Origin of the sequence: Flavobacterium sp. SM2513, from assembly GCF_050908145.1 — a bacterium.
Classification (GTDB): domain Bacteria; phylum Bacteroidota; class Bacteroidia; order Flavobacteriales; family Flavobacteriaceae; genus Flavobacterium.
This window is the reverse complement of record NZ_CP194228.1, coordinates 1,694,233-1,709,272: the sequence shown is the minus strand read 5'-3', so window position 1 is coordinate 1,709,272 and position 15,040 is coordinate 1,694,233. Positions and strand designations below refer to the sequence as shown.

Genomic DNA, 15,040 nt, shown 5'->3' with positions numbered 1-15,040 from the left:
GGCTCCTATGTGGAGCCTTTATTATTTTCAAAGGGTGTCGTTTTAATAAAATCATTTAATTATTTTCTTTCTAATAAAAATAAAAATGATAATTGGCATAGTCATAAAAGCAAAAAGAGGTAAAACGTAAGATAGCTGGTTTGTTGTTAGCAAAACTGCAATCAATAATAATTGAAACCCCAATCCGTAAACAGACAAAAGCGTCATAAACCAGTTGGGAAACTTCTTTACTTTGTATGCATTTGCGTCTAAAAAGTAAATTATCTTATCAAAAATACCGTAAAACACAAGATACAGCTTAAACAATATATTTACGGATTTCTGACTTTCTCCAGGCAATGCTTTAGGTGTTTTGTATTCAAATATTTTACTGGTGGCATCTCCGTTAATACTTCTATTTCTTAAAATGACATAATAATAATTGTATAAAGTACCTTGAAGCTGCATTCCAAAAAAAGCAAGTATAAATAACCAAATACTTGCATTTGTGATGAATGCTATTGTTCCTAAAAATAAAAAATTCAGTATAAAATCAAAAATACTGTCTAAGTACCTACCCGAATAGGAAGGAGTTTTCTTAAGTCTTGCTAATTCTCCATCTGCAGCATCAATTCCTGATTTGAGTAATAATAAAAAAGCGGCTAAAATATAGTTTCCAGTTAGCATGGCCGAAATTGCAAGTAAACCACAAGTACCAAAAAGTAAAGTAACATGAATTGGCGTAAATCTTGTGTTTTGTAATGATTTTGCAAGAAATTTACCAAACGACCTACCATAATCTGATAAATCTAAGAACTGGTCTTCTGCCGGGAGTTTAGACATTATTATAATATAGAAAAGAAATTCACGACAATATAGTCTAAAAAAAATGAGCTATAAAAATAGCTCATTTTTCTATTCCAAATTAAATAAATAGATATTATTGTCATTAAACAAACTATAAAGTTTATGTGATGTAATAAAAATCAATAGTAAATCTTAAATTATAATTTTTTAGCCACTTTAGCGATCGCTGCAATGGTGAAGTCCAAATCATCATAACTCAAAGCATCAGTTATAAACCAAGTTTCATAAGCCGAAGGTGCAATGTAAATTCCTTCATCCAATAAACCATGAAAAAAGTGCTTGAAACGTTCATTATCACCTTTTCCTGCTGATTTAAAATCAATAACTTCCTCTTTATCAAAATGAACAGAAATCATAGAACCTACGCGATTAACAGTAAAATCAATAGATTCCTTATTTAAAACTTTTCGAATTCCTTCTTCCAGATAGGCTGTTTTCGCAGCTAAACGATTAAAAATTTCCGCATCAGCATCTAAAGCTTTCAACATCGCTAATCCAGCAGCCATCGCTAATGGATTTCCAGATAATGTTCCGGCTTGATAAACAGGACCAATCGGAGCCAAAAAATTCATGATTTCTTCTCTAGCGGCAAAAGCTCCAACGGGTAAACCGCCACCAATAACTTTTCCAAAACAAGAAATATCAGCTTTAACATTATACAATTCTTGAGCCCCTCCTTTTGCTAAGCGAAAACCAGTCATTACCTCATCAAAAATCAGTAAAATCCCATTGTCGGTACACATTTGGCGTAAGCCTTCTAAAAAACCTTCCTTTGGCGGAATACAACCCATGTTTCCGGCAACAGGCTCGATGATAATTGCGGCAATTTCGGCTGGATTCGCAACGATTAATTCATTTACACTTTCCAAATTATTATATTGAGCTAATAAAGTGTCTCTTGCTGTTCCCGTTGTAACTCCCGGACTATTTGGTGAACCAAAAGTAACCGCGCCACTTCCCGCTTGAATTAAAAAAGAATCAGAATGTCCGTGATAACAACCTGCAAATTTGACGATTTTATCTCTATTGGTAAAACCTCTTGCTAAACGAACGGCACTCATACAAGCTTCTGTTCCTGAATTTACAAATCGGATTTTATCAATATTTGGAATCATTTTAACAGCTAAAGTTGCAATTTCTGTTTCTAAAGCCGTTGGCATCCCAAAGGAAGTTCCCAGTTTTGCACGAGAAATAACCGCATCAACAACCGGGGGAAAGGCATGTCCCAAAATCATTGGACCCCATGAGTTAATATAATCAATCAATCGACGGTCATCTTCATCATATAAATAAGCACCTCGCGCATATTTTACAAAAATAGGCGTTCCTCCAACTGATTTAAACGCACGAACCGGCGAATTCACTCCGCCAGGTATTACTTTTTCAGCTTCAGCAAAAAGCTGACTACTTCTTTTATAAATCATTATTTTTTTATGTTTAATACAGATGAAATTTACATCTGTTTATTTTACAATCAATCGTTGACCAATAGAAAGCGTATTGTCTTTCAAATCATTTTTCTTTTTTAAATCTTCCACCGAAATATTGAATTTTTTTGAAATTGCATAAAGGGTTTCCCCTTTTTGAACTTCGTATAAATTCCCCACTTGATGACTTTCCACTGCAATTGGTCTTGTGGCATTATCAAATGGCGTATACTTGTTACCTAAAACTTCCGAGTCATACTGATGCAAATTGTACTTTTCAATATAGCTAATTAATTTTTCAGGGTAGCGTGGATCTGTGGCATATCCGGCTTTTCGTAATCCTTTTGCCCAAGCTTCGTAATCGTCCTTCCCTAATTTAAATAAACTCGAATACCTGCTTCTACCTGTTAAAAACAATGCATGATCTTTATACGATTCGGCTGGGTCGTTGTATTTTCTAAAACATTCTTGTGCTGCATCATCATCATGATACACTTTCTCACCTTCCCAACCAGTATGACATTTAATGCCAAAATGATTATTAGATCTCTTAGCTAAATCACCTCTTCCCGCACCTGATTCCAAGATTCCTTGCGCTAAAATAATACTTGCTGGAATGCCGTAATCCTTCATATTACTTTTTGCAATATTTTTAAATTCATTCACGTAATCAAAAACCACATCCGTATAAACCGTGGTTTTTGAAGTAGAAACCATCGTTTCTGTTTCACGATTTACAGGTTTAGCAGTTGGTTTGGTCGTCTTTACCGTTCGTTTTGTCGTTGTTGGTTTCTTTTTAGAAGTGCTAACATATTTCTTAGAACCTCCACAACTAATGAAGAGGATAATAATAAATAGACACGCAATTTTCTTAATCATTTCTGTTTATTTTTGGTAATTTCTTTTTTTCTAATAAATTATTAATGCCTTGAATCCCTTGAATTCCACCTGTGTGAATCAGTAAAATTTTTGAATTATCAGGAAAAAATCCATTTTTAACTAAAGTTCTAACGCCGAAAACCATCTTTGCGGTATAAATGGGGTCCAAAAGAATTAGTGTTTCAGCATAAAATTCGTTCATAAAAGTGATTAATTCGGGAGTCACTTTACCATAACCTCCAAATTCAAAACCTTTAATAAGTTGCCAATTTGTTTCGGTTGCAAAATTACGAATTTCATTTTGCAAAAAATCCCCTTTTAACGCCGGAAATCCTAAAACTTGCTGATTTGGCAACGAACTTTTGATAATTCCCGCAATTGTTCCCCCTGTTCCAACTGCACAAGTTATAAAATCAAACTTTCTATCTTCTTCCGTCAAAATTTCTGAACATCCTTTTACTGCTAAATCATTCGTTCCGCCTTCGGGAATGAGGTAAAAATTACCGAACACTCTTTTTAAATTTTCAATAAAATCTATTTCATTTTTACTTCGATAGTTTTCGCGGGAAACAAACTCAAACTGCATTCCATTTTCGGAAGCGAATTTCAATGTTGGATTACCTTCTATTTTATCTGCTAATTCATCTCCACGAATGACGCCAATTGTTTTGAAACCTTCTGTTTTTCCTGCAAATGCAACTGCAGCAATGTGATTAGAAAACGCACCTCCAAATGTCAAAAGTGTTTTGCAATTTTGTTTTCTGGCTTCCGCCAAATTGTATTTGAGTTTCCTGAATTTATTTCCTGAAACAAAAGTGTGAATCAAATCTTCTCGTTTGATGTAAACTTCGATATTTCTTTCTTTATCTGAAAATGCAAATTGGTTTTTTACTTGATTTGGAATCATTTATTTTTTTATATAATTTAAGAAATTCCAAAATTGACGTTTCTGCAAAAAATCTTTCTGAGATTCGTTGGCGTAAGCCTCTCGTTCAAAACTAATATTTCGATAAGCCAAATGTTTATGTTTATATTGCAGTATTCTAATCAAATATTCCATTCCATACCAAATAAAAAAAGGCAAAACCAAAAATTCAACCTGTTGCCGGATGTGAATTTTTTCATGTTGCATTATAACGCGATTTAAAACGTCTCTTTTCTCTTTCAAAATGACGAAAGGAAAGAGAGTAAGTCCCGAAAAACCCTTTGGAATTAAATATTTCGCAACAATAACGAACATTTGCTTTAAAGTTTTTAAATTTGCCACTATGGACGAGCAAAATAAGGAAAATAAATTAATTGAAGGCGAAGATTTCTATTATACTCCCGAAGGTTACAAATGTTTTACCGAAAAACACCATTTAAAACGCGGTCATTGTTGCAAAAGTGGCTGCAGACATTGTCCTTATGGATATGATAAGAAGACGGGAACAATAAAGAAGTAAAAAATGTAAATTGTATAATGAAACAATATACAGAGTACAATATATAATATACAAAAATACATAAGTAAAAAATGACTTTCAAAGAACAAATACAACAAGGAATTCCATCCACTTTACCACCCGTAAAACCATACGAGACTGAAATCAATCATGCACCAAAACGTAAAGAAATTCTTTCGGATGAGGAGAAAAAATTAGCGTTGCGAAATGCATTGCGTTATTTTGACAAGGAACATCACGCAGTTTTGGCGAAGGAATTTTTAGAAGAATTAAATACCTACGGTCGGATTTATATGTACCGTTTTCGTCCTGATTACGAGATGAAAGCTAGGCCTATTTCAGACTATCCTGGAAATTCCGAACAAGCGAAAGCGATTATGTTAATGATTCAGAATAATCTAGATTATGCTGTTGCTCAACATCCTCACGAACTAATTACTTATGGTGGAAATGGTGCTGTTTTTCAAAATTGGGCACAATATTTATTGACCATGAAATATTTGTCAGAAATGACCAACGAACAAACTTTGACCATGTATTCAGGTCATCCAATGGGATTATTTCCTTCGCACAAAGAAGCTCCACGAGTTGTTGTAACGAATGGAATGGTAATCCCGAATTATTCCAAGCCGGATGATTGGGAAAAAATGAATGCTTTAGGCGTTTCTCAATACGGTCAAATGACAGCGGGAAGTTATATGTATATTGGTCCACAAGGAATTGTACACGGAACAACGATTACGGTTTTAAATGGTTTTAGAAAAATTAAAAAGTCACCAAAAGGCGGATTATTCGTAACTTCGGGATTGGGTGGAATGTCCGGAGCTCAGCCAAAAGCTGGAAACATTGCAGGTTGTGTGACGGTTTGTGCAGAAGTAAATCCGAAAATCACCCATATCCGCCATTCCCAAGGTTGGATTAATGAAGTGATTTCAGCTATTGAAGATTTGGTTCCAAGAGTTCAAAAAGCATTAGAAAATAAAGAAACAGTTTCCATCGCTTATTTAGGAAATATCGTTGATGTTTGGGAGCATTTTGACCAAGAAAATGTACACATTGATTTAGGTTCTGACCAAACTTCGCTGCACAATCCGTGGGCTGGAGGTTATTATCCAACAGGTTTCACATTTGAAGAATCAAATGAAATGATGGCGAATCATCCGGAACAATTTAAAACGGAAGTTCAGAAAACGCTTCGTCGTCATGCTGATGCTATTAATAAACATACCGCAAAAGGAACTTATTTCTTTGATTACGGAAATGCATTTTTACTAGAAGCTTCACGTGCTGGAGCAGATATTATGGCTGAAAACGGCATTGATTTTAAATACCCAAGTTATGTTCAAGACATTATGGGTCCAATGTGTTTTGACTACGGATTTGGTCCGTTCCGATGGGTTTGTGCTTCAGGAAAACCAGAAGATTTAGCAAAAACGGATAAAATTGCTTGTGCTGTTTTGGAGGAAATGAAGAAAAATTCGCCTGAAGAAATCCAGCAACAAATGGCGGATAATATTCAATGGATAAAAGGAGCTCAAGAAAATAAATTAGTGGTGGGTTCACAAGCTCGAATTTTATATGCCGATGCGGAAGGAAGAGCTAAAATTGCAGAAGCGTTTAACCAAGCAATTGCAAAAGGCGAAATTGATACTGTAATTCTAGGACGTGATCACCACGATGTTTCAGGGACTGATTCTCCATACCGCGAAACTTCAAATATTTACGATGGTTCGCGATTTACAGCTGATATGGCGATTCAAAATGTAATTGGCGATAGTTTCCGAGGTGCGACTTGGGTTTCTATTCACAACGGCGGTGGTGTTGGCTGGGGTGAAGTAATAAACGGCGGTTTCGGTATGGTTCTTGATGGTTCCAAAGAAGCTTCAAAACGTTTAGAGTCAATGCTTTTTTGGGATGTAAATAATGGAATTTCACGTAGAAATTGGGCTCGAAATGAAGGTGCCATTTTTGCAATTAAAAGAGCAATGGAAACGCAACCTTTATTGAAAGTGACCATCCCTACTTTAGTGGACGACTCAATATTAAATTGGTAAAAATGGTTTCAACAAGTATGAAATTAATGGCTTTGGGAATTTGTCTTTTGGCAATTAGTTTGTTTGTAAAAAACATTTACATTCAATATCCCTTATTACTTACCTCAATTGTTTTGAACATTATTGCTGTTGTAAAGAGTTTCCAAGAAAAGAAAAATAACCGTTAAATTTTATGCTATGAAAAAATTAAAATACATACCTCTATTATTGATTTTCCTGATTGTTTCATGTTCATCTGTAAATGTGTACAATGATTTTGACAAAAAAGTTGACTTTACCCAATTCAAAACTTTTGCATTTTATAAACCTGGTGTCGACAAAGTTGAAATTTCCGATTTAGACAAAAAACGAATTTTAAAATCCATCGAAGTAGAAATGCTTGCCAAAGGTTTTACCAAAAGTGAAAATCCTGATTTATTAGTCAATTTCTTTACAAAATCCCGTGAACAAGTGGACGTAAATACCTTTAATAACAGTTGGGGTTACGGATATGGATACGGTTGGAATCCTTACATTTGGGGACGAAATCGAACTTCAGTTCGAACTACGACCAAGGGAACTTTGTTCATCGACTTGATTGATGCTAAGAAAAAAGAAATGGTTTGGCAAGGTGAAGGAGAAGGAGAAATTTTCAAAAATCAAAATGATAAAGAGGAACGAATTCAGGAATTTGTAACAGAGATACTAAAACAATATCCCCCTGAAAAAAAATAGATTCTCCATCCTTATTTCAAAATAACAAAAAACCAATCTTGACGTAAAACTTGAGATTGGTTTTTTTATGCATTTATTTACAATTTTTAATTTATATATTTTGTATTTTTACCCCAACTACAACGATTGAAAATATGAGTAATACATTTGAAAGTAACCCATTGATTGACCGCTTACCCCAACATCTAAAGCAATTTATCAAACCACAGGATTATGAGGATTACACTCCCATTAATCAAGCAGTTTGGCGTTATGTGATGCGGAAAAACGTGGATTACTTGAGTAGAGTCGCTCATAATTCTTATTTAGAAGGTTTGAAAAAAACCGGCTTGGAGGTTGAGAACATTCCAAATATGTATGGAATGAATCGAATTTTGAAAGAAATTGGTTGGGCTGCTGTAGCAGTTGATGGATTTATTCCGCCAAATGCTTTTATGGAATTTCAAGCGTACAACGTTTTAGTGATTGCTTCCGATATTCGACAATTAGAACATATTGAATATACACCGGCTCCAGATATTATTCACGAAGGTGCTGGACATGCCCCAATTATTGCCAATCCGGAATATGCCGAATATTTAAGACGTTTTGGTGAAATTGGTTGCAAAGCCATTTCTTCTCACAAAGATTACGAAATGTACGAAGCCATTCGTTTACTTTCGATTTTGAAAGAAGCAGAAGGAACACCTCAACAAGAAATTGACGCTGCTGAAAAAGCAGTAGAAGACTTGCAAAATGACATGGGTGAAGTCTCCGAAATGGCAAAAATCAGAAACTTACACTGGTGGACAGTGGAATATGGTTTAATTGGTACTGTAGAAAATCCCAAAATCTATGGAGCTGGGTTGCTTTCTTCTATTGGAGAAAGTGCTTGGTGCATGACCCATGAAGTTAGGAAAATTCCATATTCGATAGATGCTGCTGAACAAAGTTTTGACATTACTAAACCGCAACCTCAGTTGTTTGTAACGCCTGACTTTGCTTTTTTGAACCAAGTTTTAGAAGAATTTGCAAATACAATGGCACTACGAAAAGGTGGCCCAAAAAGCGTGAAAAAACTAATTGATTCTAACGCTTTGGGAACAATTGAACTGAGTACTGGATTACAAATTTCAGGAAGATTCAGTAACGTAATTGAGTATAATGGTAAATCTGTTTATGTGCAAAGTACTGGAAAAACGGCACTTTCTTACAGAAATAAAGAATTAGTGGGCCACGGTACAAATACTCATGCCGAAGGTTTCGGAAGTCCAATTGGAATGCTAAAAGGAATTAATCTTGCCATTGAAGACATGAGTCCGAGAGACTTGAAAGCTTATGATATTTATGAAGGAAAGACTGTCAATCTAGAATTTGAAGGAGACATTACAGTATCTGGAGAAATCATTACTGGTTCAAGAAATTTACAAGGTGAAATTATTATCATAAGTTTCAAGGATTGTACAGTCAAACATGGAGAAACCATCTTGTTTCAGCCTGATTGGGGAATCTACGACATGGCAGTTGGTAAAAAAGTAGTTTCTGCTTTTTCAGGACCAGCTGATGTAAATAGCTTTGACCTCATCACCCACATCCCTTCAAGCCAAACTATTAAGGCTAAAAAATCAGACGAACGAACTAACTTGGAACATTTGTACCGAAAAGTTCGCAATATTCGTGAAAATAATAAACACGACGAATCACTTAAAAATATTTTTCACGAATTAAAATCAAATCATCCAAAAGATTGGTTGTTACCACTGGAATTAATCGAAATTTTAAAACTTAGAAATGAGCCTGAATTGATGCAGGAAATTCTAATTTATATCGAAAAAATCAAAGAAAACAGGCCTGAAGTTAACAAACTAATCAGTAATGGACTAGAGTTAATTTTCGAAAAAGAAACCGTTTAGCAACTTTTGTTACAATAATCGGGACTGCGATTTTTTACATTTGTCAAAAATAAAACAAAATGGGATTTTTAGATTTTTTAGGTTTAGGAAATAAAATTAGTGCTATTGAAGAATACACTAAAAAAGGTGCTATAATAATTGATGTTAGAAGTACTGAAGAATTTAGAAGTGGAAATATAACGGGTTCCAAAAACATGCCTTTACCAAGTTTGTCACAAGACATTGCAAAAATAAAAAGTTGGAATAAGCCAATAATTGCATGTTGTCAATCAGGAATGCGAAGTGCTCAAGCAACATCAATTTTAAAGAAAAACGGCATTGATTGCATCAACGGCGGGGGATGGAGTTCACTTAAAAGTAAACTTTCATCTATTTAAAAATTGATGATTATTTTAGTTTTCAAATAGATATTAAATGAATTTCTTTACAAAAGTTCCGATTTCTGCATCAACAAATCCAATTAGTTACGACTCCAAAATTGTATCAATTGGTTCTTGTTTTGCAGAAAATATGGGCGAGAAGTTTCATTTTTATCAATTTCAAAATGTCATTAACCCATTTGGGATAATTTTCAACCCCATTTCGATTGAAAAACTAATTCAAAGAGCAGTTGAAAAAGAATACTTCTCTGAAAAAGATATTTTTTCTCTCAACGAACGATGGCATTGCTTTGAAATTCACTCTGACTTATCACTTTCGAACAAAAAATTATTTCTAAATAAATTAAACGAAACGTTAGATTTTTTTCGCGAAAAAATTTCAACAGCAACTCATTTTATAATCACTTTGGGTACTTCTTGGGTTTATAAAACGATGAAATCTAATAAAATAGTTGCCAATTGTCATAAAGTCCCTCAAAAGGAATTTACGAAAAATTTACTTTCTACGCTTGAAATTTCAGAATCACTGCAACATTGTATTGGTTTAATTTCCAAAGTAAATCCGAAATGTCAGTTTATCTTTACCATTTCTCCTGTTCGACATATTAAAGATGGATTTGTAGAAAATCAAGTCAGTAAATCGCATTTAATTTCCGCGGTTTACAAGCTAATTGAACAAAAGACATCGACGTTAAATTATTTCCCTTCTTATGAAATAATGATGGATGAATTGCGTGACTATCGCTTTTATAAACAAGATTTACTGCATCCCAATGCAACTGCAATTGATTATATTTGGTCGCGTTTCATTGCAACTACTGTTGAAAAAAATTCGCTTTCAACGATGAACGAAGTGGAAATGATTCAGAAAGGATTGCAGCACCGTTCATTCAATTCTGAATCAATTTCGCATCAAAAATTTCTCGAAAACTTGAATGGAAAAATTCTTAAAATACAACTTCGCTATCCTTTTATGAAGTTCTAAAGTCTTGCGTTTATTCATTTTTATTAAATCTTTCAACTCTTTACATAAATGTGATTTTTCTAAAATATACATTATTTAACGTATTGTTTCCATCCTTTAATTTCATCACTTTTGACAATTAAACTTATCAATTTATTGTGTCATGAAACAATTAATTTACCTGTTTGAAATTGTAAACTCCAACTTACAAGGTTACTTAAGCGACGTTATAGGAAACGTAATTTCTTTTCTTCATCCCATCAGTCTTACTTTTGAAACTTTAGGAAAAATATTTCGTTTCAGAACCTGTTTTTAATACGATTTTGGAAAGTATTAATTCAATTTCAATTTAGTGAAGGGGCATGTTGTACATAAGTTTTATGAAAAACATAATTAGATAATTCAGCACACCCAATATAATTTTAAAAAGATGCTAATAACCATTTTAATAGTAGTGATTTTAGTTTACTGTCAACAAAAATTCAAGAACAAGGATTTCTGTTGAAAAATGCGATTGAAAAGATTTAAGCCAAAAACAAATTACAGTAACAACGACTTACAATTTTGCGCATTTTTACAAAATAAAATATACATTTCCGATTTAACATTTAAATCTAAATCAGAAATTAAAACTCTACAAGTAATTAATCCTTTAAAATTTAGCTATTTTTTTACTAATCAGGTTATAAAGGAGATTTCTTACTTTATTTTTTGGCCTGCAAATCAATGTTTTGTAAAATAAACCGGAATGTAAAGTACAAAATACGACATATGCCTTATTGTAAGAAAACCTTATTTATTCCAGATTTGTATTATTATTAACTCACAAAATTTAATATCATGAAAAAAATTAAACAATTAGGAAAAATCGCGTTTTTAGCATTAGCACTTTCTTTCGGGTCTTGTAGTAGCGACGATGGTGGTGGCTCAACGGGAGGAACTGCAGCAAGCGGAACGATTAAAGCAACAGTAGCTGGAAAAACAATCACTACTATGGCACAAGGAACTTTTGCCACTCATAGTGGATCCTTTCTTACCATAACTGGAAGCACAATGAGTCAAGAAGCCTTAGGAATTACAATTTATGATTTTACTGGAGAAGGAACTTATGAACTGATTACAGGTAATAACTTAGGAGTGGTATTCTCATATACTAAAATTGACCTTAACAACCCAATGAGTACAAGTAATTCGTGGTATGCTCCACTTGACGAAACTACAGGAACAAGTGGCACGGTAACAATAACTGAAGCAACTGAAACCAATGTAAAAGGAACATTTTCTTTTAAGGGAATTAATGACTTAGGCACTTACAAAGAGGTTAAAAATGGTGCATTTAACGTTGCATTTACACAATAAGGGCAATATTAGTTAGTTTATGCAAAAATTAATTAATTTAAGGTGATTGAAATCCTTTTCAGTAGAGCGTGTTTTTCGTTTATTATTGGAAAGGATTTTTTATTTTATGAAATATATGACACTAATTGCTTCGATATTTATTTTTTTGTTTACTATTGGATTCATTGTAGCCTTACAAATGAATACTGATACATTGAAAAAAAAGCATCAAAAAAAAATGAAGGAGCTGCAGTCAATTGCAACAGATTTACTTAAAAATCAAAATGAATTGTCCAAAAAAATTTCCGTAATTGATTCCTTTGACAATCAATATAAAAACTCTCGGGAATATCTCAATCAAGAAATTCTTGCCCTTCTGCACCAATTTTTCAGAGATTACAATGAAAAGTAGCTTTACTTTGCTTAATCTTATACAAATTTGTTCAAATTCAAATTTTTTTTAATAGATTTATTGTTATTACGGTTGTATGAAAAAATTCTATATATTTTACTTTTCTATTTTTGTTACAATTACTTTAGCACAAGGATTGCCATCGTCCACTTTAGACAGCCTTTCTAAGCAACTAAATGGAAAAAACTCCAAACAAAAGTGTCTGTTTTTCTTAGAAAAAGCGGAACAATTTGCCAATTCAAATACCAAGCGTTCGTATTTATACAGTCAAGAAGCCCTCAAAGAAGCATTTATAAGCAAAAACGACTCCTTGATAGGACTTTCTTTTAATACGTTAGGAAATGCACATCAATCCTTCACGCAACTTGATTCCTCACTATTCTACCACCAACAAGCACTTATATACAGAGAAAAAACGAACGACACATTAGGCATTGCAGATAGCAATAACAACATTGGAATTGCTTTTGATTCTCAAGGAAATTTTGAAAAAGCATTACAATACTATTTTAAAGCTCTAAATTGTTACGAGAAAGAACAGGTTGATGAGAAAATTGCAATGACAATGGTTAATATTGGTGTCGTTTATAAGGCCCAAAAAGAATATAAGAAAGCGTATTTCTACTATAAAAAAGCAAATGAACTTTATGTCAAATTAAACTCGGAATTTGGGATTGCGGTTACATCTGGTAATCTAGGAGGTATTTTAATAAATTTTAAGTCTTATAAAAGTTCCTTAAAATATTCAAAAATTGCAAAAGCCGGTTATGAAAAACTAGATTACAAACGCTATGTGGCTTATCCCATTTCAAATATTGCAGTTGTTTACGACAGTTTACATCAATTTGAAGAAGCCAACAAAAATTACATTGAATCAATTACACTACATGAGCAATTTGGAAACAATTATGAAGTAGCCAATATCAGCAACGCTTTTTCAAACTGTCTCATTAAACAGAAAAAATACAAAGAAAGTATTTTATATGCTGAAAAAGCGATGAAATATGCTCAAGATGCTGATGCTTATTTTCTTGAAGTAAGTTCCCACGGTATTTTGGCAAAAGCCTATGCAAAAATGGGTGTTTTCGACCAGGCTTACCGCTACTCCAATTTATACAACAAAGGAATGGACAGCTTGTTTAAAAGCGAAAAAACAAAGGCAGTTTTTGAAATTGAAGCGAAATACGAGAGCGAAAAAAAATCTAAACTACTGTTACAAATCCAAAACAAAATACAGCAGCGAAATACAGTGGTAATTATTTTATCTCTTCTAATTCTTTCAATTGCATTAATCAGTTATTTGATTTATCGCCAACAAAAGATTAAGAGTATACAAAAAGAACAGGAATTTGAATTAAAAACTGCTATCGCTTTAATCGAAACCCAAAATAAATTACAAGAACAACGCATTACCATTTCTAGAGATTTGCATGATAATATTGGTGCTCAACTTACTTTTATAATTTCGTCGATTAACAATATCAAACACGCATTTGATATTAATAATCCTAAATTAGAAAGCAAACTTCAGATTATCAGCACTTTTACAAAAGCCACAATTGTTGAACTACGCGACACGATTTGGGCGATGAATTCAAAAGAAGTTTCAGTAGAGGATTTGCGTTTACGAATCTTTAATTTTATTGAAAAAGCAAAATTGGCATTAGATGATATCGCTTTTGAATTTACAATTGCCGATGACCTTTCTGATTTATATTTTGGGTCTGTTGATGGAATGAATATTTATCGCGTGGTTCAAGAGGCTGTTCATAATAGTATAAAATACGCAAATGCAAAAGAGATTAAAGTCCATTTCACTAAAGAAAAAAATACGATTGTAATAAAAATTTCAGATAATGGTATTGGGTTCGACCCAAATAATGTAACTTTAGGACACGGTATTTTCAACATCAAAAAACGCGTTAAAGATATGCAGGGTACGCTTGAGTTTAATTCAGAAAATTTGAGTGGAACGTCTCTATTAATTCAGTTACCTTATAAACGATTTGTGCTATGATAAAAGTAGCTTTAGTTGACGACAATTCTTTCTTACTCAAAACCACTCAAGAGAAGTTGTCTTTTTTTGACGATTTGACTATTAAATTTGTGGCATACGATGGCCAAGAAATTCTCGATAAATTGGAAGAAAATCATAATCTTGATATCATCTTGATGGACATTGAAATGCCTGGCATGAATGGAATTGAAGCAACGTTGCAAGTCAAGTCCAAATATCCCCATATAAAAATTCTAGTATTGACCGTTTTTGACGATGATGAAAATATCTTCAATGTAATTAAAGCGGGAGCTGACGGGTATCTATTGAAAGAAATCACACCTAACGATTTGTACCAAGGAATTCATGAAACATTGAACGGAGGTGCCGCGATGCATCCTTCTATCGCCTTCAAGACTTTGAAATTACTGCGTAATCCTCAAAATTTTGACGAAAAATGTGATTTGGATGTCAAACTAAGTCCTCGAGAAATTGAGGTTCTGGAACAACTAAGTAAAGGTTTAAGTTATAATGTTATTGCCCAAAATTTATTTCTGTCACCAAGTACGGTAAGAAAACATATTGAGAATATTTACACAAAACTGCAAGTGCACAACAAATTGGAAGCGGTTGAGAAAGCGCGAAATAATAATTTGATATAAATGATTCTTTCACATTTCAAACAAAACAACC

Annotated in this window: 16 protein-coding genes; 12 read left to right on the top strand and 4 right to left on the bottom strand. The window is 33.3% G+C overall.

Annotated elements, in window-relative coordinates:
• Positions 1 to 51 precede the first annotated feature (51 nt).
• The 4 genes from ACQ5J2_RS06955 to ACQ5J2_RS06940 form a co-directional block, all read right to left on the bottom strand.
• Complete coding sequence (locus tag ACQ5J2_RS06955; RefSeq protein ID WP_432673001.1) at positions 52 to 822, bottom strand: CDP-alcohol phosphatidyltransferase family protein; 771 nt, start codon at positions 820 to 822, stop codon at positions 52 to 54.
• Positions 823 to 983: 161 nt separating this feature from the next.
• Entirely contained in the window at positions 984 to 2,270 is a 1,287-nt protein-coding gene (gene hemL / locus ACQ5J2_RS06950; protein WP_432673000.1) for a glutamate-1-semialdehyde 2,1-aminomutase, read from the bottom strand.
• Between the two features lie 39 nt (positions 2,271 to 2,309).
• A complete protein-coding gene (locus ACQ5J2_RS06945) occupies positions 2,310 to 3,152 on the bottom strand; it encodes a glucosaminidase domain-containing protein (RefSeq protein ID WP_432672999.1) in 843 nt (280 codons plus the stop codon).
• Complete coding sequence (locus ACQ5J2_RS06940) at positions 3,145 to 4,059, bottom strand: 1-aminocyclopropane-1-carboxylate deaminase/D-cysteine desulfhydrase (RefSeq protein WP_432672998.1); 915 nt, start codon at positions 4,057 to 4,059, stop codon at positions 3,145 to 3,147. Before ACQ5J2_RS06940 ends, ACQ5J2_RS06945 begins: the two co-directional genes overlap by 8 nt.
• Before the next feature lie 361 nt (positions 4,060 to 4,420).
• On the opposite strand from ACQ5J2_RS06940, the gene ACQ5J2_RS06935 reads away from it, so the two are divergent.
• From ACQ5J2_RS06935 to ACQ5J2_RS06880, 12 genes are all read left to right on the top strand, one after another.
• On the top strand, positions 4,421 to 4,597 hold the full coding sequence (locus ACQ5J2_RS06935) for a DUF5522 domain-containing protein (protein WP_432672997.1): 177 nt from the start codon (positions 4,421 to 4,423) through the stop codon (positions 4,595 to 4,597).
• Positions 4,598 to 4,668: 71 nt separating this feature from the next.
• On the top strand, positions 4,669 to 6,651 hold the full coding sequence (locus tag ACQ5J2_RS06930) for a urocanate hydratase (protein WP_432672996.1): 1,983 nt from the start codon (positions 4,669 to 4,671) through the stop codon (positions 6,649 to 6,651).
• Between the two features lie 2 nt (positions 6,652 to 6,653).
• A complete protein-coding gene (locus ACQ5J2_RS06925) occupies positions 6,654 to 6,818 on the top strand; it encodes a hypothetical protein (RefSeq protein ID WP_432672995.1) in 165 nt (54 codons plus the stop codon).
• Between the two features lie 10 nt (positions 6,819 to 6,828).
• Positions 6,829 to 7,365, top strand: coding sequence for a DUF4136 domain-containing protein (locus ACQ5J2_RS06920; RefSeq protein WP_432672994.1), 537 nt, complete (start codon positions 6,829 to 6,831; stop codon positions 7,363 to 7,365).
• A gap of 134 nt (positions 7,366 to 7,499) precedes the next feature.
• Complete coding sequence (locus ACQ5J2_RS06915; protein ID WP_432672993.1) at positions 7,500 to 9,257, top strand: aromatic amino acid hydroxylase; 1,758 nt, start codon at positions 7,500 to 7,502, stop codon at positions 9,255 to 9,257.
• Positions 9,258 to 9,316: 59 nt separating this feature from the next.
• Positions 9,317 to 9,634 carry a rhodanese-like domain-containing protein gene (locus ACQ5J2_RS06910; protein WP_432672992.1) on the top strand — a complete coding sequence of 106 codons (318 nt, stop codon included), beginning with the start codon at positions 9,317 to 9,319 and terminating at the stop codon, positions 9,632 to 9,634.
• A 37-nt stretch (positions 9,635 to 9,671) separates the two neighbouring features.
• On the top strand, positions 9,672 to 10,622 hold the full coding sequence (locus tag ACQ5J2_RS06905; RefSeq protein WP_432672991.1) for a GSCFA domain-containing protein: 951 nt from the start codon (positions 9,672 to 9,674) through the stop codon (positions 10,620 to 10,622).
• Between the two features lie 142 nt (positions 10,623 to 10,764).
• Positions 10,765 to 10,917 (top strand): hypothetical protein, encoded by a 153-nt coding sequence (locus ACQ5J2_RS06900; protein ID WP_432672990.1) that lies wholly within the window; start codon positions 10,765 to 10,767, stop codon positions 10,915 to 10,917.
• Positions 10,918 to 11,441: 524 nt separating this feature from the next.
• Positions 11,442 to 11,960, top strand: coding sequence for a hypothetical protein (locus ACQ5J2_RS06895; protein ID WP_432672989.1), 519 nt, complete (start codon positions 11,442 to 11,444; stop codon positions 11,958 to 11,960).
• Positions 11,961 to 12,177: 217 nt separating this feature from the next.
• Complete coding sequence (locus tag ACQ5J2_RS06890; RefSeq protein WP_432672988.1) at positions 12,178 to 12,351, top strand: hypothetical protein; 174 nt, start codon at positions 12,178 to 12,180, stop codon at positions 12,349 to 12,351.
• Between the two features lie 76 nt (positions 12,352 to 12,427).
• Positions 12,428 to 14,368: a tetratricopeptide repeat-containing sensor histidine kinase gene (locus ACQ5J2_RS06885; protein ID WP_432672987.1), complete on the top strand. Its 1,941-nt coding sequence runs from the start codon at positions 12,428 to 12,430 to the stop codon at positions 14,366 to 14,368.
• Positions 14,365 to 15,009 (top strand): response regulator, encoded by a 645-nt coding sequence (locus ACQ5J2_RS06880; RefSeq protein WP_432672986.1) that lies wholly within the window; start codon positions 14,365 to 14,367, stop codon positions 15,007 to 15,009. Before ACQ5J2_RS06885 ends, ACQ5J2_RS06880 begins: the two co-directional genes overlap by 4 nt.
• Positions 15,010 to 15,040: the final 31 nt, after the last annotated feature.

Bases quoted from the DNA above. Each gene is read 5' to 3' on its own strand.
- ACQ5J2_RS06955 (WP_432673001.1), bottom strand. From the start codon at position 822: ATGTCTAAACTCCCGGCAGAAGACCAGTTCTTAGATTTATCAGATTAT.
- hemL (WP_432673000.1), bottom strand. From the start codon at position 2,270: ATGATTTATAAAAGAAGTAGTCAGCTTTTTGCTGAAGCTGAAAAAGTA.
- ACQ5J2_RS06945 (WP_432672999.1), bottom strand. From the start codon at position 3,152: ATGATTAAGAAAATTGCGTGTCTATTTATTATTATCCTCTTCATTAGT.
- ACQ5J2_RS06940 (WP_432672998.1), bottom strand. From the start codon at position 4,059: ATGATTCCAAATCAAGTAAAAAACCAATTTGCATTTTCAGATAAAGAA.
- ACQ5J2_RS06935 (WP_432672997.1), top strand. From the start codon at position 4,421: ATGGACGAGCAAAATAAGGAAAATAAATTAATTGAAGGCGAAGATTTC.
- ACQ5J2_RS06930 (WP_432672996.1), top strand. From the start codon at position 4,669: ATGACTTTCAAAGAACAAATACAACAAGGAATTCCATCCACTTTACCA.
- ACQ5J2_RS06925 (WP_432672995.1), top strand. From the start codon at position 6,654: ATGGTTTCAACAAGTATGAAATTAATGGCTTTGGGAATTTGTCTTTTG.
- ACQ5J2_RS06920 (WP_432672994.1), top strand. From the start codon at position 6,829: ATGAAAAAATTAAAATACATACCTCTATTATTGATTTTCCTGATTGTT.
- ACQ5J2_RS06915 (WP_432672993.1), top strand. From the start codon at position 7,500: ATGAGTAATACATTTGAAAGTAACCCATTGATTGACCGCTTACCCCAA.
- ACQ5J2_RS06910 (WP_432672992.1), top strand. From the start codon at position 9,317: ATGGGATTTTTAGATTTTTTAGGTTTAGGAAATAAAATTAGTGCTATT.
- ACQ5J2_RS06905 (WP_432672991.1), top strand. From the start codon at position 9,672: ATGAATTTCTTTACAAAAGTTCCGATTTCTGCATCAACAAATCCAATT.
- ACQ5J2_RS06900 (WP_432672990.1), top strand. From the start codon at position 10,765: ATGAAACAATTAATTTACCTGTTTGAAATTGTAAACTCCAACTTACAA.
- ACQ5J2_RS06895 (WP_432672989.1), top strand. From the start codon at position 11,442: ATGAAAAAAATTAAACAATTAGGAAAAATCGCGTTTTTAGCATTAGCA.
- ACQ5J2_RS06890 (WP_432672988.1), top strand. From the start codon at position 12,178: ATGAAGGAGCTGCAGTCAATTGCAACAGATTTACTTAAAAATCAAAAT.
- ACQ5J2_RS06885 (WP_432672987.1), top strand. From the start codon at position 12,428: ATGAAAAAATTCTATATATTTTACTTTTCTATTTTTGTTACAATTACT.
- ACQ5J2_RS06880 (WP_432672986.1), top strand. From the start codon at position 14,365: ATGATAAAAGTAGCTTTAGTTGACGACAATTCTTTCTTACTCAAAACC.